Source organism: Pseudomonas sp. AC355, from assembly GCF_979258205.1.
In genome coordinates, this window is record NZ_OZ409843.1 from 1 (window position 1) to 20034 (window position 20034).

Sequence of the window (20034 nt, forward strand, 5' to 3'; positions counted from 1 at the left end):
CGCAGGTTCTGCTCCATCAGGCCGCCAAGAATGAAGCCGAGCAGAATCGCCGAGAGCGGAAAATCCATCTTGCGCAGGATGTAGCCGGCGACGCCGATTCCGATCATCAGGTACAGATCGAACGCTGTGGCGTGCACGGCGTAAACGCCGATCGAGGTGATGATGGCGATGGCCGGCACCAATGCCCAGTACGGCACGGCGAGGATCTTGGTGAAGATCTTGATCATCGGCACGTTCATCACGATCAGCATGATGTTGGCGACGAACAGCGAGGCGATCAGGCCCCAGACGATGTCTGGTTGGTCGCGGAACAGCAGCGGGCCAGGGGTGATGTTGTACAGCGTCAGGGCGCCGAGCATCACCGCGGTGGTGCCGGAGCCGGGCACGCCGAGGGTCAGCATTGGCACCATGGAACCGCACGCCGAAGCGCTGTTGGCGGTTTCCGGAGCTGCCAGGCCACGCAGGTCACCGTCGCCGAACTTGTTATCTTTGGTGGCCAGGCGCTTCTCGCTCATGTACGCCACGGCACTGGCCAGGGTCGCACCGGCGCCCGGCAGAATGCCGAGGAAGAATCCCACCGCCCCGCTGCGCAGGTTGGTGGCCAGTACCGACAGGCCTTCCTTCATGTTGAACAGCATACGGCCCTTGGCTTCGATAGCCTTCTGGCCATGGTGAGTACGCTCGAGCAAGACGAGAATTTCACTGACCGAGAACAGACCCAAGACCAGCACCACGAATTGAATACCGTCGGCCAGGCCGAGGCTGCCGAAGGTGAAGCGATACACGCCGCTGTTGGAGTCGATACCGACACAGGACAGCAGCAAGCCGATGCAGGCGGCGATCGCGGTCTTCATCGGTTTGTTGCCGGCCATGCCAGCCAGGCAGACGATGGCGAATACCATCAGCACGAAATATTCCGCAGGGCCGAATGCCACTGCCCATTTGGCCAGTAGTGGGGCAAATATGACTACGCCGCAGGTGGCCATCAGGCCGCCGACGAAGGAGCTCCAGGCGGAGATCGACAGAGCGATACCGGCTTTACCCTGGCGCGCCAGTGGGTAACCGTCGAGAGTGGTCATTACGGCCGATGCTTCGCCCGGAATGTTCAGCAGAATCGAGGAAATACGGCCGCCGTATTCGCAGCCCAGGTACACGGCCGCGAGCAGGATCAGCGCGGTTTCCGGCGGCAGACCGAGAGCGAAGGCGATGGGGATCAGCAGCGCCACGCCGTTGATCGGGCCCAGGCCCGGCAGCAGGCCGACAACGGTGCCGATCAGCGTGCCGCACAGAGCAGTGAACAGGTTGTAAGGGCTGAGGGCGACGCCGAAGCCCTGACCCAGGTAGCTAAATGTATCCACGGATCAGATCTCCAGAGAGGACAGAATGCCCAGCGGCAGGGGAACGTCGAGAATCTTGTCGAACAGCAAGAACAGGCCGATCGACAACACCACACCGGAGATCAGGCTGGTCATCCACGTGCCCTCGTAGAGACGGGCCATGGCGATGCCGAACATCAGGCTGGCCGGAATGAAACCAAGTGGCTCGAACAGCGCGGCGTAGAGGGTGAAGATCGCCACGCAGCCAACCACCTTGCGGATCACGTGCTTGTCGAGCGGCGGCTCATCGCTGTGCGACGCGCTGCTGGATGGCTTCTTGACCAGCAGATAGATGGCGCCGAGCCCCAGGAGGATCAGCAGCAACAGGGGATAGGCGCGTGGGCCGACCGGCTCGTAAGAAAAGGGCGCGTGATAGCCCCAGGCGACGATGCCCAGCCCTGCACAGGCGAATAGCAACACCACGCCGAAGATGCGTTGTGACATGAGGAGATCCTTGTTTTTTGACAATGGCAAAAGCACCCCCTGGGCAATGCCCAGAGGATGACAAGAGTCGTGTGTGGTTAGCGTTGCCGTGTTACTGCTGGATCAGGCCGAATTCCTGGGCGAGTTCCTTGTACTGAGCAACCTGCTTCTTCACGTAGCCGTCGAGTTCTTCGCCGGTCATGGCGAACGGATACAACTGGCGATCTTCACGCAGCTTGGCGAAGTCCTCGGAAGCGAGCAGTTGGTCGAAGGAGTTCTTCCACCAAGCATAGGCTTCATCGCTGACTTTCGGGCCCAGGTAGAAGCCGCGAATTACCGGCCAGACCACTTCGTAGCCTTGCTCTTTGGCAGTCGGGATGCTGGCCACTACGTCACCGGGGAGGCGCTCTTCGGAGAACACCGCGAGAATGCGCATGTCGCCGCTTTCGATGTGTGGAACGGAGTCGGCAATGTCGGTACTGGCCACCTGAATGTGACCACCGAGCAATGCAGTGGCCAGCTCACCACCGCCTTCCATCGCCACGTAGCGCAGTTCACGCGGGTCGATGCCGGCAGCGCGGGCGATCAGTGCGGTCTGCATCCAGTCCTGGCTGCCGACGGTACCGCCGGAGCCAATGACGACTTTGCCCGGGTTGTCCTTGAGCGCCTTGACCAGGTCGTCCAGGGTCTTGTACGGAGAGTCATTACGTACCGCCAGTGCACCGTAGCTGGTGCCGATACCGGCCAGCCACTTCACGGCGTTCTCGTCGAAACGACCGAACTTGCCCTGGGCCAGGTTGAGCAGCGAACCGCTGGAGAATGCCGTGATGGTGCCGGCATCGGCAGGGCGCTGGGCGACCACTGCGTTGTAGGCCACTGCACCTACGCCACCAGGCATGTAGGTAACACGCATCGGCGACTTCAGCAGCTTGCTTTCTACCAGGGCGCTTTGCGCCAGTTTGCAGGTGAGGTCGAAGCCACCGCCAGGTGCTGCCGGTGCGATGCACTCGGGGCGGCGAGGTTCATCGGCCAACAGGGGGGCGGCGAAGGCCATGCAGGCTGCTGTCAGGGCTATACGGGTGAAGGCGGTTTTCATTCAGGATCCCTCTTTCTTATTGTGAGTTACCAAATCGGCAGTGTGTAGCCGACGATGATTCGGTTTTCGTCCGCATCGCGGGCGAAGTCGGAGCGGAAGCTGGCATTGCGCAGGCGCACGTAGACATCTTTCAGGGCGCCGCTCTGCACCACGTATTTGAATTCAATGTCGCGCTCCCACTCGCCGCCGGTCTGGTCGCTGCCGGCGATTTTGGCGTCGTCACCACTTATGTAGCGGGTCATGAAGCTCAGGCCTGGAATACCGACCTTGGCGAAGTCGAAATCGTAGCGGGCTTGCCAGGATCGCTCGTCGGCGTTGGCGAAGTCGTTGATCTGCACGAAGTTGACCAGGAACGGGTCGCTACCATCTATGTAGGCAAAACCAGTGTCGCCGCTCATGTCCTGGTAGCCCAGGCCGAACTTGTGGCCACTGATGGCATAACTGACCATACCGTTGAGGGCACGGTTATCGATCTTGCCGGCATTGGCCGCGCCGCTGTCATTGCTGATGGTCAGGCGCAGGTCGCTGGAGAGTACGCCAGCGCCCAGTGCATGTTTGGTCTGCAGCCCGAAGAAGTGCTGGCGGTAGATGTCATCCAGGTCAGCGAAGTAGTAGCGCCCGGTGATCTCTTTGCTGAAGGCATAATCGAGGCCGGCGAGGTCGAGGTGATCGGCCTTTATGTTGCCGGCATAGCGCCCGTTTTTGGCGTTGAGCACCAAGTCTTCGGAATTGGTGGATGCGCGGTCGATGACCTTGTCCAGGCGCCCACCAGTGAAGGTCAGGCCGTCCAGCTCCGAGGAGGTCAGCAGGCCACCCTCGAACACTTGCGGCAGCAGGCGGCTGTCGCTGGCCTTGACCACGGGCAGTTCGGGAATGTGCGAGCCATAGCGCAGCTCGGTTTCGGAGACCTTGACCTTGGCTGTCAGGCCCAGGCGGGAGAATTCATCCGGCGTACCGCCGTCGTCCTGAACCGGAAGCAGGTCGGTGCCGGTGCGGCCACCGCCAGAGTCCAGTTTGACGCCCAGCATGCCCATCGCGTCGACACCAAAACCGACAGTGCCTTCGGTGAATCCGGAGCGCAGGTCGAGCAGGAAGCCCTGACCCCATTCTTCGCGCTTGTTCTGGCCGGTGCCTTCGCGGAAATCACGGTTCAGGTAGATATTGGTGGTGGTCAAGCTGGCGGAGCTGTCTTCGATGAAGGCGGCGTGAGCCATCGGGGCGAGCAGTGCGGTTGGTAGAGCGAGGCTGAGCAGACTCAAGGACGAGATAGCCTGGCGCGAGGCAGTCGGCATGTGTGGTAACTCCATTGTTATTTTTGTCACGATTGCACACCACTGTGCAGATCGTTCTATGGGCGGATCTGGCCACCCTGCGGTGATCCTAGAAGCCCAACCTTTCACCAACCTTTCAAGGGCGAAAGTTGTTGCATATGCGCCGTCATCGCACGCCGTAACTGCCAAGTTCGCGCGCTAACGGTAAACTCTTGCCAGGCATGGCGGTCAGTCATGGTTCGGTGTGGAGGTTGCAGTGCGAATTCTGCTGGTCGAGGATCATCCGCAGTTGGCGGCGAGCGTTACCCAGGCGCTCAAGAGTGCCGGCTGAACCGTGGATGTTCTGCATGATGGCGTGGCTGCGGATCTGGCGCTGAGCAGCGAGGAATACGCTTTGGCGATCCTCGACGTGGGGCTGCCGCGAATGGACGGTTTCGAAGTGCTGACACGCCTGCGAGCGCGAGGCAAGACCGTGCCGGTGCTGATGCTCACCGCCCGTGGCGAGGTCAAGGATCGGGTGCACGGGCTCAATCTGGGTGCTGACGATTACCTGGCCAAGCCGTTCGAGCTGAGTGAGCTGGAGGCGCGGGTCAAAGCCCTGCTGCGGCGCAGCATGCTCGGTGGTGAGCAGCAGTTGCGCTGTGGTGATCTGGTCTATGACCTCGATACCCGACGTTTCACCTTGCTGGAAGAAAGCCTCAACCTGACATCCCGTGAACAGGCCGTGCTCGAAGCGATGATCGCCCGGCCGGGGCGGGTCATGAGCAAGGAGCAGTTGGCATCCCAGGTATTCGGTCTGGATGAGGACGCCAGCGCCGACTCCATCGAGATCTACGTTCATCGCCTGCGCAAGAAGCTCGAGGGCGGTGCGGTACGCATCGTCACCTTCCGTGGTCTCGGTTACCTGCTGGAAGCTACGGGTGGATAAACAGGGCAGTCTTCGTGGGAGGCTGATCCGGCGGCTTGCCGTGTTGTTCACGGTAATCCTGCTAGTCAGCAGCCTGACGGCTTATTGGAGCGCTCGGCATGCTGCAGATACGGCCTATGACCGTACTTTACTGGCCTCCGCACGAGCGATTTCCGACGGCCTCTATGCCGTGGAAGGCATGCTGAGCGCCAATGTGCCTTATATCGCTCTCGACACGTTCGCTTATGACAGCGCTGGGCGTATCTACTATCAGGTTCTGGGCCCCAACGGTGAGCAAGTGTCGGGCTATGAGGATCTGCCAGAAGCACCGCCAGACACCCTGCGAACCAACGATTACCCTGCTTTGGCCAAGTTCTACGATGGCGATTACCGCGGTCAGGGTGTGCGTCTGGTCAGCTTTCTGCAGCCGGTTAGCGAGCCTGGGTACAGCGGAATGGCTGAGATTCGTGTAGCGGAAACCCTGGGTGCCCGCGAGCGCATGACCCGCGATTTGCTATTCGGCACGCTATGGCGCATGGGGTTACTGTCTCTGAGTGCGCTGCTGCTGGTCTGGTTGGCGGTCAGTGTCGGCCTGCGTCCGCTTGAGAGTCTACGGCGTACGGTGGCGGCACGGAGCAGCGACGATCTGCGCCCGTTACCCGATAACGATCTGCCTCGAGAGCTGCTTCCGTTGGTCAATGCGCTGAATCAGTTCAATGGCCGTCTGCACGGGCTGTTCGAACGTCAGTCGCAGTTCATCGCTGACGCTTCTCACGAGTTGCGCACGCCATTGGCGGCACTCAAGGCCCGCGTAGAGCTCGGCCTGCGTGATCGCGAACCGGAGGTTTGGCACGCTACCCTAGAGGACGCAGCGCTGAATGCCGACCGCCTTACCCATCTGGCCAACCAGTTGCTGTCATTGGCGCGCATCGAAAGCGGTGCGCGCGCAATCGCCGAGGGTGGCGCGCTGCGTCTGGATCTCAGCCAACTGGCTCGTGAACTGGGCATGGCACTGGCGCCGTTGGCGCATTCGCGCGGTGTCGCCCTGGCATTGGAGGCCGAGCAGCCTGTATGGATTCGTGGCGAACCGACGCTGCTCAACGAGTTGCTGTGCAACCTGGTCGACAATGCCATGGCCTATACCGAAGCAGGCGGCAACGTGATTTTGCGGGTGCTGAGGCCTGGCGTGCTAGAGGTCGAGGATGATGGGCCGGGGATTCCTGAAGAGGATCGGGAGCGGGTCTTTGAGCGTTTCTATCGGCGTCAGGTACATGGCTTGGGCGCAGGGCTTGGTTTGGCTATCGTCGGTGAGATATGTCGTGCGCACCGTGCTGACATTAGCCTGCATCAGGCCAGCCCTCAGGGCTTGCTAGTTCGTGTGGCGTTCCATAGCGAAGCGGATTGATCCTTGAGCCGGGGCGAGTAGAGGCTCGCCCCGTGGCCGCTACTGCAGCATGGTCATTGCAGCATCCATCGCTGCGGAAAGATCTTCGTCCGCGTGCAGATCCGTGTCCGGCTTGAGGCCCAGTTTGGCGAACGCCGGTACCTGATTCCAGTCGAGTTGCGTGTAGGGGTGTGGTGTGCCGAGGTAGCTCTGCAAGGTAGCCACCTGGACAATATCGACGTAGTCGACCTTCGCGCTGTCGCGGCTGAAGTTCAGGTGCTGGCTAGGCACGCAGGCGATCATTTCCGGAAACTCCCAGGTACGCAGGATCTTGTCGCCAATGATCGGATGAATCTGCTCGATCACGTGGTTGAGGCTGATCGAGTCTGCCAGTAGCTCGCTATGCTCTTCCGCATAGGTGAGGATCGGCAGCACACCAATCTGATGCACCAGTCCGGCGAGGGTCGCCTGATCCGGCATCAGGCGAGTGTAATGGCGGCTCAGTACGTGGCAGATGCCGGCGATCTCGGTGCTCTTGTTCCACACTTCGCGCATCTTGCGATCGACCACATCGGTGGTGGCCTGGAACATCTGCTCCATCGCCAGGCCGGTGGCCAGGTTGCAGGTGTAGTTGATGCCGAGGCGGCCGATCGCCATCTGCAGGTCGGTGATTTCGCGATTAGTGCGCAGCAACGGGCTGTTCACCACCTTGATGATACGTGCGGTGAGCGCCGCATCGTTACCGATGACCTTGCTCAGCTCCGGGATGCCGACGTTCGGATCTTCCGCAGCCTCGCGAACCTTCAGGGCGACCTCGGGCAGGGTTGGCAGAACCAGCTCATCATTGTCGATGGCCCTGATCAGATCCAGCTGGACTTTCTCGGCGAGTTTGCTCATGAAATTCTCGTTGATGGCGTTGTGGTCGCGGACAGAATGCAGTGTACGTCAGCGTTGGATTTCGCGGTTGCTATCCAGCGTGTACGGCAGGTCGAGCAGGTCAAGCGGCAGGCCTTCCGGTGTGCCAAGATGGATGTTGCCATCCTTTGCCGCGTCCTCCTGCAGTACGGCCAGCAGCTCCACGCCATTGGCGCTGGGCGCAGCCAGTACCACCTCGCCCACTGCACTGCGGTGTACGGGCGAGAACAGTTCGGTGCCAGGTTGAGGTGCCTGGTCAGCGGCTGAGGTCAGGCGATAGAGACGCCGCTTGAGTTTGCCCAGGTACTGCATGCGCGCAACGATTTCCTGCCCGGTGTAGCAACCCTTCTTGAAACTGACGCCGCCGACTGCCTGCAGGTTGATCATCTGTGGGATGAACAGCTCGCGGGTTGCACCGGTCACCTGGCCGATGCCGGCGCGAATCTGTGCCAGCAGCCAGTCGTTGAGCGTTCCTTGGGGCAGTTGTTCGCTCAGTTGCAGGCGAATGCTTTCTGCCTGCTCGGCTGGCGTCCAGAGTTCTGCGCGGCCATCGCTCAGGCGGATGGCCAGCAGGCTCTCGGTGCTGGCAACACTGTCCGCTTCTGCTGCCAGCTCCAGGCCGAGTGCCTGCAGCGCGCCTTCGCCACCGCTCAGCCCGAAACGAACCCAGGTCTCGCTTTCATCGCCGAGCTTGGCTTTGGAAAACACCACGTATTTTTGCAAGTCAGCGAGCTGCGCTTCCAGCAAGTCACGATCCATGGCCAGCAGAAACCCTTCGACTACGCTGACGATGCGGAAACTGGAGAGCATCCGCCCTTTGGGCGTGCAGCGAGCGCCCAGGCTCGAGCCGCTGGTGCCCAGGTAGCTGATGTTGCAGGTGATCTGACCCTGCAGGAATTTCCCGGCATCGGGGCCGCGCACGGCGAGGATGCCTTCATGGGTGAGTGTGCAGAAGAAAGCGCTATCGGCCATGGTCGAGGGAATCGCAGGCAGAGAATGAGGCTGCCATGATAAGAGCAGCGACGAGCAGCAAGCTACAGGCAAACGCGTAGCAGGCTCAAAGGATCGCTAATACCAGGTGTTGACGCTGCTGTGACGTGTAGCTGTTGTTATACTGCCGGCCCTTTTCCAGGAGCAGCCCCATGGTCGATGCCACTGAACTTAATCGCCTCTTCTGGCATAGCCGGCGCGGCATGCTGGAGCTGGATGTGCTGCTGGTGCCCTTCGTTCGGGAGGTGTACCCCAACCTGAATGAGCAAGACCGCGCCCGTTACTGCAAGCTGCTCGAGTGTGAGGATCAGGACATGTTCGGCTGGTTTATGCAGCGCGGCGAACCCGAAGACGCGGATTTGCGCTACATCGTTCGCATGATTCTGGATCGTGTCCAGCCCAAATAAGCGCTTCGAATGCCACTGGCAACCGTCGCGACGGTTGCTGGAAGTTTATCTTTGCGCTCAAACACTGGCCTTGCTCACGCTACTCTTGGTCGACATTCCGTTCTGGGCGCGGATCTGTGGCGTATTGATGTGTTGTGCCCATGCCGCCTGTGCGATGCCTCGGCATGTGCTACTCAGTGGTTCTGACCCCTTTCGCGGGCTGCGTCATGACGACGACGGTTGGCAGGTGCGTCGTGAGGGCGGTGACTGGCTGCCGGTCACTCTATTGCCTGATAGTGTGGTGCTGCCGTGGCTGGTGATCGTCCGCTTGCGCCTTCCTGGTCAGTACCGCGTGCGCAGCCTTTGTCTTCCTGCAGATGCAATGCCCCGTGACGCACATCGGCGATTGCGTGTGCGCCTGAAGTTCAGTCGTCAGCGCTGGCGGGTCGCAGAATAGTGTCTTGAGCCACTGGCAGCAGCTCTGGGTAGTCCAGGGTGTAATGCAGGCCCCGTGATTCTTTGCGTTCCATCGCCGAAAGAATCATCAGTTCGGCCACCTGCGCCAGATTGCGCAGCTCGATCAGATCCCGGCTGACCTTGTAGTTACTGTAGAACTCGTCAATCTCGTCGAGCAGCAGGCGCACGCGATGCTGGGCGCGCTGCAGGCGCTTGGTGGTGCGCACGATACCGACGTAGTCCCACATGGAGCGCCGTAGCTCATCCCAGTTATGGGCGATGATCACGTCTTCGTCCGAATCGGTGACCTGGCTGGCGTCCCAGGATGGCAAACCCGTCGGCATCGGTACCTGATCCAGGTTGGCGACGATGTCGGCGGCTGCTGAACGGGCGTAGACGAAGCATTCGAGCAGTGAGTTGCTGGCCATTCGGTTGGCGCCGTGCAGCCCGGTGAAGCTGGTTTCGCCAATGGCATAAAGACCGGGCAAGTCGCTCCGTCCCGCTTGATCGACGAGCACGCCGCCGCAGGTGTAGTGCGCCGCAGGGACTACGGGGATTGGTTGCTGGGTGATGTCGATGCCGAATTCCAGGCAGCGCAGATAGACGGTAGGGAAGTGACTTTTGACGAAGTCGGCCGGCTTGTGGCTGATATCCAGATAGACGCAGTCGATACCCAGGCGCTTCATCTCATGGTCGATGGCGCGGGCAACGATGTCGCGTGGCGCCAGTTCCTCGCGGGTGTCGAAGCGCGGCATGAAGCGTTCACCGTTGGGCAAGCGCAGGAGGGCGCCTTCGCCACGCAGGGCTTCGGTGACCAGAAAGCTCTTGGCCTGCGGGTGATACAGACAGGTCGGGTGGAACTGGTTGAATTCCAGATTGCCGACCCGGCAGCCGGCACGCCAGGCCATGGCGATACCGTCACCGCAGGCGCCGTCCGGGTTGCTGGTATAGAGATAGACTTTGGCCGCACCGCCGGTGGCGAGAATCACGAAGCGAGCATGATGGGTATCAACCTCGCCACTACGCCGATCCAGTACGTAGGCGCCCAGGCAGCGTTGCCCGTCTCGACCTAGCTTGCGCTCGGTGATCAGATCCACGGCTACGCGCTGCTCGAGCAGTTCGACATTGCTGCGCTGGCGCGTGCGCTCAAGCAGGGTATTGAAGATGGCAGCGCCGGTGGCATCGGCAGCGTGGATGATTCGTCGATGACTATGGCCACCTTCACGGGTCAGGTGGAACTCGAAGCCGCCATCTTCGCGGTCATGCTCATCGTCGCGGGTGAAGGGCACCCCTTGGTCGATCAACCATTGAATGGCTTCACGGCTGTGCTCCACGGTGAAGCGCACTGCGTCTTCACGGCACAGGCCTCCGCCAGCATTTAGTGTGTCATCTACGTGAGAATCGATGGTGTCGCTATCGTCCAGTACGGCTGCCACGCCACCTTGAGCCCAATAGGTCGAGCCGTTGGCCAACTCGCCTTTGCTCAGCACGGCAATGCTCAGGTGCTCAGGGAGCGTCAAGGCCAGGGTCAGACCGGCGGCGCCGCTGCCGATGACCAGGACGTCGTGCTGGAAGTGTTGGCTCATTATTCGAATATCCGCTGGATGCCGCCCACTAGTATATAGAGGGGGGCAACGGCACAATAGCCAGTCGGGTGGGTTGTCTTGGGCAGAAGGTGTATCGTGGATGGCTGGCGATGTGCCTGCTCAAGGTTGTCCGCCGTACGTGGTGCTGGAGCTTCATATGCTCTGCTGTAACCGGGATGAACTTTTTTGGTCATCAAGGTTCTATAGCGAGTCGCCCCGGAGAGGGATTATGTCTGGTGTGCTGGGAGAATGAAGGTCGCGTCAGCGGGATTCATTTCAGTAAGTCAGGCGATCTAAGACTATTCACGCAGCAGGGGCATGCCCTGGTGCGTTGTTTCGTGCAAAACCAAAATGTTTTGCGGGAAGCTTGTTCGGAGGGGGAGAACTTTTGCACATGGCTCGAGTCTATTTTTGCAGACCGATTCTCTGGCAGACGCTGACCTCCTACGGACTTAACGAGGAGTGTTCATGCTAACCCAGGAAGAGGATCAGCAGCTGGTCGAGCGCGTTCAGCGTGGTGACAAGCGTGCGTTTGATCTGTTGGTGCTGAAATACCAGCACAAGATTCTCGGGTTGATCGTGCGGTTCGTGCACGACACCCATGAAGCTCAGGATGTAGCCCAAGAAGCTTTCGTAAAAGCATATCGGGCGCTGGGAAACTTTCGCGGTGACAGTGCGTTCTATACATGGCTGTACCGCATCGCCATTAACACGGCGAAGAACCATCTGGTGTCACGCGGCCGCCGGCCGCCAGACAACGATGTAAGTGCAGAAGACGCAGAGTTCTACGATGGTGATCATGCCCTGAAGGACATCGAATCCCCCGAAAGAGCCCTGCTGAGGGATGAAATCGAAGCCACCGTGCATCGGAGCATCCAGCAGCTGCCAGAAGATTTACGAACGGCGCTAACGTTACGTGAATTTGATGGTCTGAGTTATGAAGACATTGCGAGCGTCATGCAGTGTCCTGTTGGCACCGTGCGTTCGCGAATCTTCCGAGCGCGTGAGGCCATCGACAAGTCCCTGCAGCCGCTGTTGCAGGAAACCTGAGACAGCGGCGACAGCCAAGAGAGGAACCGCTATGAGTCGTGAAGCCCTGCAGGAATCGCTGTCCGCGGTGATGGATAACGAAGCGGATGAACTTGAACTTCGGCGTGTGCTCGGTGCGAGCGATGATGCCGAATTGCGTGCTACCTGGTCGCGCTACCAAGTAGCTCGCGCCGTGATGCACAAGGATCTGCTTGTGCCTCGGCTCGATATCGCCGCAGCCGTTTCCGCTGCCCTGGAAGATGATGTGGCGCCAGTTGCACAACAGCAGCAGGATAAAGTTGTGCGTGGCCCTTGGCGTAGCCTTGGACGCGTAGCTGTAGCTGCTACCGTAACCGTCGCAGTGCTGGCCGGTGTGCGCTTCTACAACCAAGATGATGTTGCCGGAGCCCAGCTGGCTCAGCAGCAGACTCAGCCATCCATTGCTCTGCCACAGGTTCAAGGCCCGGCTATTCTGGCGGGTTTCAACACCTCGGATCAGCAGCCGAGCGTTGAAACTGTGTCTGCAGAAGGCGAAGGCTGGCATGAGCAGCGTGTTCCTGAGTACCTGCGTCAGCATGCTCAGCAGTCTGCTCCTGGTGCTACCGAAAATGCACTGCCGTTTGCCCGGTCTGCGAGTGTAGAAGAGCGCTAAGAAGGACGCGCATGCGCCTCGTTCCCGCTACTTCCTTCTTGATGCTCGGCAGCTTTTTGGCGACTCCTGCCATGGCTGCCGATGCTCAGGACTGGCTGCAACGCTTGAATACTGCCGAAGCCAGCCAAAGTTTTCAGGGCACCTTCGTTTACGAACGCAACGGTAACCTCTCCACTCACAGTATCTGGCGTCAGGTTGAGCCTGTCGGCGGCGTGCGCGAGCGGCTGCTAAAACTAGATGGTGTACCTCAGGAAGTGCTGAGAGTGGATGGGCAGGCGCAGTGCGTTAGTGGTGCGTCGCCCGTCGAGTTTGTCGATGGTCAAGCTTGGCCTGGCCATGAGCTGAACACCGAGCAACTCGGTGAGTGGTACGAGATACGAGTGACCGGCGAATCGCGTGTGGCGGGGCGTCAGTCTGTCGTTCTCGGGTTACTGCCTCGTGATAAACACCGGTATGGTGTCGAGTTGCACCTGGATCGTGAAACAGGTCTGCCGCTAAAGTCGTTGCTTGTCAGCGATAAGGGCGTGCTGCTCGAGCGTTTACAGTTCACTGAGCTGGAAACCGGCAACTCCCAGCATGCGGCGGTTTTGCAGCCTTCTGCCAACTGCGCGCCCGTACGCGTCATCAAAAGCCAAAAGAAACAGCCGGAGCTCTGGCGCTCCGACTGGCTGCCGCCTGGTTTTAGCCTTAGCGCTGTGACCCAGCGGCGTAGCCCCGTCTCCGCAGACAGCGTCGACTGTCTGATTTACGATGATGGGCTAGCCCGTTTTTCCGTATTCCTCGAGCCCTTGCATGGTGCAGCGGTTGCCGACGCGCGCAGCCAGTCAGGGCCTACCGTGGTTGTTTCACGCCGCCTGACAACCGATGGCGGAGATGTCATGGTAACGGTGGTGGGGGAGATTCCGCTGGGAACGGCGGAGCGTGTCGCCATGTCGATGCGTGCCGACGATGCGCATGCAACGCCATAAGGATCGACGATAACGATCAAGGTTGATGTTGCCGCTATATCGTCATGTTCTGTTGTACCGATGGCCCCTCAGGGGCTCGTTTGTTCTGGATGGGGAAGCAACTGTAATGTCGATGCCTAGCCTGAAAACCTACGCTGCCGCGCTATTTGCGGTGTTCATGATGGGCCAGTCCGTTGCTGCGCACGCGCAGTTGCCGGACTTCACGCCGCTCGTCGAAGCCGCTTCGCCTGCCGTGGTCAATATCAGTACCCGACAAAAAGTACCCAATGCCGTTGCCGGTAATGGTGGTCTCGCCATGCCTGATCTCGAAGGCTTGCCGCCAATGTTTCGCGAGTTTTTCGAACGCAATATTCCCCAGACGCCCCGCTCGCCAGGTGGCGGTGGTCGTCAGCGTGAGGCGCAGTCACTGGGCTCTGGTTTCATCATTTCCAAGGATGGCTACATCCTGACCAACAATCATGTGGTTGCCGATGCTGATGAGATCATCGTGCGTTTGTCCGACCGCAGCGAGTTGGAAGCCAAACTGGTAGGCACCGATCCGCGCAGCGACGTAGCCTTGTTGAAGGTTGATGCTGATGATCTGCCCATTGTGAAACTGGGTAACTCAGACAATCTCAAAGTAGGTGAGTGGGTATTGGCTATTGGCTCTCCCTTTGGCTTCGATCATTCGGTGACTGCCGGTATCGTCAGCGCTAAAGGCCGCAGCCTGCCGAACGAAAGTTATGTACCGTTCATTCAGACTGACGTGGCGATCAATCCCGGTAACTCAGGCGGCCCGCTGTTTAACCTGGATGGCGAAGTAGTCGGTATCAACTCGCAGATATTTACCCGCTCCGGTGGTTTCATGGGCCTGTCCTTCGCCATTCCGATGAGTGTGGCAATGGATGTGGCCGATCAGCTGAAGAGTAGCGGTAAGGTCAGCCGTGGCTGGTTGGGCGTAGTCATTCAAGAGGTGAACAAGGATCTCGCAGAGTCCTTTGGGCTGGAGAAGCCGGCTGGTGCGTTGGTCGCTCAGGTGCTTGAAGACGGCCCGGCCGCCAAGGGCGGTTTGCAGGTGGGGGATGTGATCCTCAGCTTGGATGGCAAACCGATCATCATGTCCGCTGATCTGCCTCATCTTGTCGGTGCTTTGAAGCCGGGTACCAAAGCCAATCTGGAAATTGTCCGTGAGGGCGCCCGCAAAAACCTGAAAATGGCCGTTGGGACGATGCCGGCCGATGATGGCGACGAAGCCGCTGAAAGCGCTACGCCGAGTGCCGAGCGCAGCAGTAACCGTCTTGGCGTCAGTGTCGCCGAACTTACCGATGAGCAGAAGAAAGCCCTCGATCTGAAAGGCGGCGTGGTCATTCGCGAAGTGCAGGACGGTCCTGCTGCACTGATTGGCTTGCGTCCTGGTGATGTGATTACGCATCTGAACAACCAGGCAATCGGTTCGGCGAAGAATTTCACCGAGGTCGCGCAGTCCCTGCCAAAGAATCGTTCGGTCTCCATGCGCGTGCTACGTCAGGGGCGCGCCAGTTTCATCACCTTCAAATTGGCTGAATGAGTCTGGCTGAATTAGCCGTGCTTAATAGCGGCTTTAGGTAGTTGTGACAAAGGGGCGATGAGAGTCGCCCCTTTTTTGTGGCTGGCTATTTGTGATGCCACCAGTAGGGCTGCCATTGGCGTCACGAGAAAATTCCCTCTGCCTATTTTGTTTCCGAGCGTGGTCGTGCGGGCAAATAGCTCGGTCAAGCGCTTGTCCCGACGTGACGTAGGGGCAGCCACTCGGTTAAACTTCGGCGCTATTTTCGGCGGGCAGTCGCCTGCGGCCTTTTGAGTGTTGTCCTGTGAGTGACCTGAGTCATATCCGCAATTTTTCTATCATTGCCCACATTGACCACGGCAAGTCGACGCTGGCTGACCGGTTCATCCAGATGTGCGGCGGTCTGACTGCGCGTGAGATGGAGGCCCAGGTTCTCGACTCCATGGATCTGGAGCGTGAGCGCGGCATTACCATCAAGGCCCACAGCGTCACCCTGTATTACAAGGCGCAGGACGGCATCACGTACCAGTTGAACTTCATTGATACGCCCGGCCACGTCGACTTCACCTATGAGGTGAGTCGTTCGCTGGCCGCCTGTGAAGGCGCGTTGCTGGTGGTCGATGCCGGCCAGGGCGTGGAAGCGCAATCGGTTGCCAACTGCTACACCGCCATCGAGCAGGGCTTGGAAGTCATGCCCGTGCTGAACAAGATGGATTTGCCGCAGGCCGATCCGGATCGCGTCAAGGACGAGATCGAGAAGATTATCGGCATCGACGCTACTGATGCTGTCGCCTGCAGTGCCAAGAGCGGCATGGGCGTCGACGAAGTACTCGAGCGTCTTGTAAAGACTATCCCCGCGCCGACTGGCGATATCGAGGCGCCGCTGCAGGCGCTGATCATCGACTCCTGGTTTGACAACTACCTCGGGGTTGTCTCCCTGGTGCGTGTACGTCATGGTCGAGTGAAGAAGGGCGACAAGATCTTGGTCAAGTCCACCGGCAAGGTGCATTTGGTCGACAGTGTGGGGGTCTTCAATCCCAAGCACACCGCAACCGCTGATCTCAAAGCGGGTGAAGTGGGTTTCATCATTGCCAGCATCAAGGACATTCACGGTGCCCCGGTGGGCGATACGCTGACCCTCAGCTCGACGCCCGACGTCGATATGCTGCCGGGCTTCAAACGCATCCAGCCGCAGGTCTACGCTGGGTTATTCCCGGTGAGCTCCGAGGATTTCGAAGACTTCCGCGATGCCCTGCAGAAGCTGACCCTCAACGACTCGTCGTTGCAGTACCTGCCAGAAAGCTCCGACGCTCTGGGTTTCGGCTTCCGGTGCGGCTTCCTGGGCATGCTGCACATGGAAATTATCCAGGAGCGCCTGGAGCGCGAGTACGATCTGGATCTAATCACCACGGCGCCGAGCGTAATTTTCGAGGTCGTGCTCAAGACCGGTGAAACGATTTACGTCGATAACCCGTCCAAGCTGCCGGATGTGTCGTCGGTCGAGGATTTCCGTGAGCCGATCGTGCAGGCAACCATTCTGGTGCCGCAGGAGCACCTGGGCAACGTCATCACGCTGTGTATCGAGAAGCGTGGCGTTCAGCGGGATATGCAGTTCCTTGGCACCCAGGTTCAGGTGCGCTATGACCTGCCGATGAACGAAGTAGTACTCGACTTCTTCGACCGTCTGAAGTCCACCAGCCGTGGTTATGCTTCGCTGGATTACCATTTCGACCGCTACCAGTCGGCTAATCTGGTCAAGCTGGACGTGCTGATCAACGGTGACAAGGTCGATGCCTTGGCGCTGATCGTGCACAAAGATAACGCCCACTACAAAGGGCGTCAGTTGACCGAGAAGATGAAAGAGCTGATCCCTCGGCAGATGTTCGATGTGGCTATTCAGGCCGCCATTGGCGGGCAGATTGTCGCGCGTACCACTGTCAAGGCACTGCGTAAGAACGTTCTGGCCAAGTGCTATGGCGGTGACGTAAGCCGTAAGCGCAAGCTGTTGGAAAAACAGAAGGCCGGTAAGAAGCGCATGAAGCAAGTCGGCAACGTGGAAATTCCACAAGAAGCCTTCCTTGCTGTACTCAAGTTGGATAGTTAGGGCCTATGTCATTTAATTTTCCGCTGTTGCTGGTCATCGCCGTCGCCGTGTGCGGCGCGCTGGCCCTGTTCGACCTGGTATTTCTGGCGCCGCGGCGTCGTGCGGCGATTGCCAGTTACCAAGGCAAGGTCGAGCAAGCCGACGAGGCAGTGGTCGAGAAACTCAATAAAGAGCCCTTGCTGGTCGAATACGGCAAGTCGTTCTTTCCGGTACTGGCCATCGTGCTGGTGCTGCGCTCCTTTCTGGTTGAGCCGTTCCAGATTCCATCTGGCTCGATGATCCCGACTCTTGAGGTTGGCGATTTCATCCTGGTCAACAAGTTCGCCTACGGTATTCGCCTGCCGGTGCTGGACACCAAGGTGATCGAAGTTGGTGACCCGCAGCGTGGTGACGTGATGGTGTTCCGCTACCCGAGCGACCCCAACGTCAACTACATCAAACGGGTGATTGGTCTGCCGGGTGATCATGTGCGTTACAGCAGCGACAAGCATCTGTTCGTCAATGGCAAGCCGGTCGCCGAGCAACTGATCGGTGAAGAACCGGGCAGCCTGGGCAGTGCCACGCTTTACAGCGAGCACCTGGGTGAAGTGGAACACCGCATCCGCAAGGAAATGAGCCGATACCGCGCTGAGCCTGGTAAAGAGTGGACGATTCCTGCAGGCCATTACTTCATGATGGGCGACAACCGCGACAACTCCAACGACAGCCGCTACTGGAATGACCCGAACATTCCCAAAGATGTACTGGGCATGGTTCCGGATCGCAATATTGTCGGCAAGGCGTTCGCCATCTGGATGAGTTGGCCGGATCCGAAGTTCAGCCATCTGCCGAACGTCTCTCGTTTCGGGCTTATTCACTGATCTGATGAATATTTGCGGCGTCGTTCAATACGGCGCCGTCAGCTATCTATAGTCTTCTCATGCGCCCGACGCGCATGACTTGAACTACTTGGATATTGGGGAAAAACATGAAATTCGCACGCTCGCAGCAAGGTCTGTCGATTGTGAGTTGGCTGGTTGTGCTTGCTGTGGTGGCATTTCTCGCCAGCACCGCGTTCAAGGTGATCCCGCATTACCTCGACTACATGTCGATGGAGAAGATCATCACCTCGGTGGAAACCGACAAGTTGCAGGAAGTCAGAACCGTGGGTGATTTCTACTCCCACGTCAGCCGTGGCATGACGGTTAACAGCATCCGCGACCTGAACATGCAGGACGTCTTGAAGGTGACCATCGAGAACAACGAGTTTCTCGCCCACCTGAAGTATGAAAAACGTGAATCGCTGATCGAGAACCTCGATCTGGTGGTTAATTTCGATAAAGAATTCCGTGTGCGTATGCCGTGAGTGTTTCGTTGACCCGCCTTGAGCGACAGCTCGGGCACACTTTCAAAGATCAGGATCTGATGATTCTGGCGCTGACCCACCGCAGCTTTGCCGGGCGCAATAATGAGCGCCTGGAGTTTCTCGGTGATGCCATCCTCAACTTCGTTGCCGGTGAAGCGCTCTATGAGCGCTTTCCTCTGGCCCGTGAAGGCCAGCTCTCGAGGCTGCGTGCGCGCTTGGTCAAGGGGGAAACCCTGGCTGTACTGGCGCGTGGTTTCGACCTGGGTGAGTACCTGCGGTTGGGCTCTGGCGAGCTGAAGAGTGGCGGCTTTCGTCGTGACTCGATCCTCGCTGACGCGCTTGAAGCGCTGATTGGCGCCATCTATCTGGATGTCGGCATGGATATCGCCCGTGAGCGAGTCTTGGCCTGGCTGACCAACGAACTGGACAGCCTGACCCTGGTCGATACCAACAAAGATCCCAAGACTCGCCTGCAGGAATTCCTGCAGTCACGTGCCTGCGAGCTGCCGCGTTATGAGGTGGTCGACATTCAGGGCGAGCCTCATTGCCGGACGTTCGTGGTCGAGTGTGAGATCAATCTACTCAATGATAAAACCCTGGGCCAAGGCGCCAGTCGCCGTATCGCCGAACAGGTAGCGGCGACGGCAGCGCTGATCGCTCTGGGTGTGGAGAACGGCAATGACTGATACGCCTGTAACACGCTGTGGCTACGTCGCCATCGTTGGCCGGCCCAACGTGGGCAAGTCGACGCTGCTCAATCACATCCTCGGGCAAAAGCTGGCGATCACGTCGCGCAAGCCGCAGACCACCCGCCATAACATGCTCGGCATTAAAACCGAGGGTGACGTGCAAGCCATCTACGTCGATACACCCGGCTTGCACAAGAACAACGAGAAAGCGCTCAACCGCTACATGAACAAGAACGCCTCGTCGGCCCTCAAGGATGTCGATGTGGTGATCTTCGTGGTCGACCGTACCCGCTGAACCGACGAGGATCAGATGGTGCTCGAACGTGTGCAATACGTTGAGGGCCCGGTGATTCTGGCGGTCAACAAGACTGACCGTCTGGACGACAAGGCCGACCTGATGCCGCACCTGAAGTGGCTGGCCGAGCAGTTGCCAAATGCCGAGATCGTGCCGGTATCGGCGCAGCAGGGGCACAATCTGGATCCCCTGGAAAAGCTGGTGGGCGATCGCCTGCCGGAAGGCGTGCACTTCTTCCCGGAAGACCAGATCACCGACCGCTCCGGGCGCTTCTTCGCTGCCGAGCTGGTGCGCGAAAAGATCATGCGTCAGTTGGGCGCTGAGCTGCCTTACCAGATCACCGTGGAAATCGAAGAGTTCAAACGCGAAGGACGGATCATGCACATCCATGCACTGATCCTGGTCGAGCGTGATGGACAGAAGAAGATCATCATTGGTGAAAAGGGCGAGCGCATCAAACGCATTGGTCAGGATGCACGCAAGGACATGGAGTTGATGTTCGACACCAAGGTCATGCTCAACCTCTGGGTCAAGGTCAAAAGCGGCTGGTCCGACGACGAGCGCGCCCTGCGTTCTCTGGGCTACGACAATATCTGACCCGGCATCCCGCCGCCTTGCGGCTGGCTATCCTTGCGAG

General features: G+C 59.1%; 18 protein-coding genes and 2 pseudogenes. 13 read left to right on the forward strand and 7 right to left on the reverse strand.

Going from position 1 to position 20034, the window contains the following annotated elements:
• The 4 genes from ACZ0AI_RS00005 to ACZ0AI_RS00020 form a co-directional block, all read right to left on the reverse strand.
• Positions 1–1358 (reverse strand): tripartite tricarboxylate transporter permease (locus ACZ0AI_RS00005; protein ID WP_463569914.1); only part of this gene is annotated, 1358 nt, incomplete at its 3' end.
• 3 nt (positions 1359–1361) lie between these two features.
• Entirely contained in the window at positions 1362–1820 is a 459-nt protein-coding gene (locus ACZ0AI_RS00010) for a tripartite tricarboxylate transporter TctB family protein (RefSeq protein WP_463564007.1), read from the reverse strand.
• Between the two features lie 91 nt (positions 1821–1911).
• The gene (locus ACZ0AI_RS00015) at positions 1912–2895 is read right to left on the reverse strand and encodes a Bug family tripartite tricarboxylate transporter substrate binding protein (protein ID WP_463564008.1); all 984 of its coding nucleotides are present in this window, start codon (positions 2893–2895) and stop codon (positions 1912–1914) included.
• A gap of 26 nt (positions 2896–2921) precedes the next feature.
• The gene (locus tag ACZ0AI_RS00020) at positions 2922–4187 is read right to left on the reverse strand and encodes an OprD family porin (RefSeq protein WP_463564009.1); all 1266 of its coding nucleotides are present in this window, start codon (positions 4185–4187) and stop codon (positions 2922–2924) included.
• Positions 4188–4422: 235 nt separating this feature from the next.
• Here ACZ0AI_RS00020 and ACZ0AI_RS00025 point away from each other — a divergent pair.
• Together ACZ0AI_RS00025 and ACZ0AI_RS00030 are read left to right on the forward strand one after the other, a co-directional pair.
• A pseudogene (locus ACZ0AI_RS00025) lies at positions 4423–5094 on the forward strand (response regulator).
• The gene (locus tag ACZ0AI_RS00030; protein WP_463564011.1) at positions 5087–6478 is read left to right on the forward strand and encodes a sensor histidine kinase; all 1392 of its coding nucleotides are present in this window, start codon (positions 5087–5089) and stop codon (positions 6476–6478) included. Before ACZ0AI_RS00025 ends, ACZ0AI_RS00030 begins: the two are co-directional and overlap by 8 nt.
• A 39-nt stretch (positions 6479–6517) precedes the next feature.
• Here the strand turns inward: ACZ0AI_RS00030 and ACZ0AI_RS00035 are convergent, their stop codons facing one another.
• Both ACZ0AI_RS00035 and ygfZ read right to left on the reverse strand, forming a co-directional pair.
• Entirely contained in the window at positions 6518–7354 is an 837-nt protein-coding gene (locus tag ACZ0AI_RS00035; RefSeq protein ID WP_463564012.1) for an HDOD domain-containing protein, read from the reverse strand.
• 48 nt (positions 7355–7402) lie between these two features.
• Positions 7403–8344, reverse strand: coding sequence for a CAF17-like 4Fe-4S cluster assembly/insertion protein YgfZ (ygfZ, locus tag ACZ0AI_RS00040; protein WP_463564013.1), 942 nt, complete (start codon positions 8342–8344; stop codon positions 7403–7405).
• Positions 8345–8514: 170 nt separating this feature from the next.
• On the opposite strand from ygfZ, the gene ACZ0AI_RS00045 reads away from it, so the two are divergent.
• Together ACZ0AI_RS00045 and ACZ0AI_RS00050 are read left to right on the forward strand one after the other, a co-directional pair.
• A complete protein-coding gene (locus ACZ0AI_RS00045; RefSeq protein WP_463564014.1) occupies positions 8515–8769 on the forward strand; it encodes an FAD assembly factor SdhE in 255 nt (84 codons plus the stop codon).
• On the forward strand, positions 8753–9205 hold the full coding sequence (locus ACZ0AI_RS00050; RefSeq protein ID WP_463564015.1) for a protein YgfX: 453 nt from the start codon (positions 8753–8755) through the stop codon (positions 9203–9205). Before ACZ0AI_RS00045 ends, ACZ0AI_RS00050 begins: the two co-directional genes overlap by 17 nt.
• Here ACZ0AI_RS00050 and nadB read toward each other — a convergent pair.
• Positions 9174–10790: an L-aspartate oxidase gene (gene nadB, locus ACZ0AI_RS00055; protein WP_463564016.1), complete on the reverse strand. Its 1617-nt coding sequence runs from the start codon at positions 10788–10790 to the stop codon at positions 9174–9176. The two genes, ACZ0AI_RS00050 and nadB, sit on opposite strands and share 32 nt — an antisense overlap.
• A gap of 468 nt (positions 10791–11258) precedes the next feature.
• Between nadB and rpoE the strand changes: the two genes are divergently transcribed.
• The 9 genes and pseudogenes from rpoE (at position 11259) to era (ending at position 19994) form a co-directional block, all read left to right on the forward strand.
• On the forward strand, positions 11259–11840 hold the full coding sequence (rpoE, locus tag ACZ0AI_RS00060; RefSeq protein ID WP_225834308.1) for an RNA polymerase sigma factor RpoE: 582 nt from the start codon (positions 11259–11261) through the stop codon (positions 11838–11840).
• Positions 11841–11871: 31 nt separating this feature from the next.
• Positions 11872–12471 (forward strand): sigma-E factor negative regulatory protein, encoded by a 600-nt coding sequence (locus tag ACZ0AI_RS00065; protein WP_463564017.1) that lies wholly within the window; start codon positions 11872–11874, stop codon positions 12469–12471.
• A gap of 11 nt (positions 12472–12482) precedes the next feature.
• Complete coding sequence (locus ACZ0AI_RS00070) at positions 12483–13439, forward strand: MucB/RseB C-terminal domain-containing protein (protein WP_463564018.1); 957 nt, start codon at positions 12483–12485, stop codon at positions 13437–13439.
• Positions 13440–13551: 112 nt separating this feature from the next.
• On the forward strand, positions 13552–14985 hold the full coding sequence (locus ACZ0AI_RS00075) for a DegQ family serine endoprotease (protein ID WP_463566022.1): 1434 nt from the start codon (positions 13552–13554) through the stop codon (positions 14983–14985).
• A 283-nt stretch (positions 14986–15268) separates the two neighbouring features.
• Positions 15269–17068, forward strand: coding sequence for a translation elongation factor 4 (lepA, locus tag ACZ0AI_RS00080; protein ID WP_463564019.1), 1800 nt, complete (start codon positions 15269–15271; stop codon positions 17066–17068).
• Positions 17069–17073: 5 nt separating this feature from the next.
• The gene (gene lepB, locus ACZ0AI_RS00085) at positions 17074–17928 is read left to right on the forward strand and encodes a signal peptidase I (protein ID WP_463564020.1); all 855 of its coding nucleotides are present in this window, start codon (positions 17074–17076) and stop codon (positions 17926–17928) included.
• A gap of 107 nt (positions 17929–18035) precedes the next feature.
• Positions 18036–18413: a DUF4845 domain-containing protein gene (locus tag ACZ0AI_RS00090; protein WP_463564021.1), complete on the forward strand. Its 378-nt coding sequence runs from the start codon at positions 18036–18038 to the stop codon at positions 18411–18413.
• Positions 18410–19099, forward strand: coding sequence for a ribonuclease III (gene rnc, locus ACZ0AI_RS00095; protein WP_225834300.1), 690 nt, complete (start codon positions 18410–18412; stop codon positions 19097–19099). Before ACZ0AI_RS00090 ends, rnc begins: the two co-directional genes overlap by 4 nt.
• Positions 19092–19994, forward strand: a pseudogene (gene era / locus ACZ0AI_RS00100) (GTPase Era). Before rnc ends, era begins: the two are co-directional and overlap by 8 nt.
• The last annotated feature ends 40 nt before the right edge of the window (positions 19995–20034 follow it).

What these genes read in the sequence shown, in the direction of transcription:
- rpoE (WP_225834308.1), top strand. Translation starts at nt 11,259, where the DNA reads ATGCTAACCCAGGAAGAGGATCAGCAGCTGGTCGAGCGCGTTCAGCGT.
- ACZ0AI_RS00065 (WP_463564017.1), top strand. Translation starts at nt 11,872, where the DNA reads ATGAGTCGTGAAGCCCTGCAGGAATCGCTGTCCGCGGTGATGGATAAC.
- ACZ0AI_RS00010 (WP_463564007.1), bottom strand. Translation starts at nt 1,820, where the DNA reads ATGTCACAACGCATCTTCGGCGTGGTGTTGCTATTCGCCTGTGCAGGG.
- ACZ0AI_RS00070 (WP_463564018.1), top strand. Translation starts at nt 12,483, where the DNA reads ATGCGCCTCGTTCCCGCTACTTCCTTCTTGATGCTCGGCAGCTTTTTG.
- ACZ0AI_RS00035 (WP_463564012.1), bottom strand. Translation starts at nt 7,354, where the DNA reads ATGAGCAAACTCGCCGAGAAAGTCCAGCTGGATCTGATCAGGGCCATC.
- ACZ0AI_RS00020 (WP_463564009.1), bottom strand. Translation starts at nt 4,187, where the DNA reads ATGCCGACTGCCTCGCGCCAGGCTATCTCGTCCTTGAGTCTGCTCAGC.
- ACZ0AI_RS00015 (WP_463564008.1), bottom strand. Translation starts at nt 2,895, where the DNA reads ATGAAAACCGCCTTCACCCGTATAGCCCTGACAGCAGCCTGCATGGCC.
- ACZ0AI_RS00090 (WP_463564021.1), top strand. Translation starts at nt 18,036, where the DNA reads ATGAAATTCGCACGCTCGCAGCAAGGTCTGTCGATTGTGAGTTGGCTG.
- ygfZ (WP_463564013.1), bottom strand. Translation starts at nt 8,344, where the DNA reads ATGGCCGATAGCGCTTTCTTCTGCACACTCACCCATGAAGGCATCCTC.
- ACZ0AI_RS00075 (WP_463566022.1), top strand. Translation starts at nt 13,552, where the DNA reads ATGCCTAGCCTGAAAACCTACGCTGCCGCGCTATTTGCGGTGTTCATG.
- lepB (WP_463564020.1), top strand. Translation starts at nt 17,074, where the DNA reads ATGTCATTTAATTTTCCGCTGTTGCTGGTCATCGCCGTCGCCGTGTGC.
- nadB (WP_463564016.1), bottom strand. Translation starts at nt 10,790, where the DNA reads ATGAGCCAACACTTCCAGCACGACGTCCTGGTCATCGGCAGCGGCGCC.
- ACZ0AI_RS00045 (WP_463564014.1), top strand. Translation starts at nt 8,515, where the DNA reads ATGGTCGATGCCACTGAACTTAATCGCCTCTTCTGGCATAGCCGGCGC.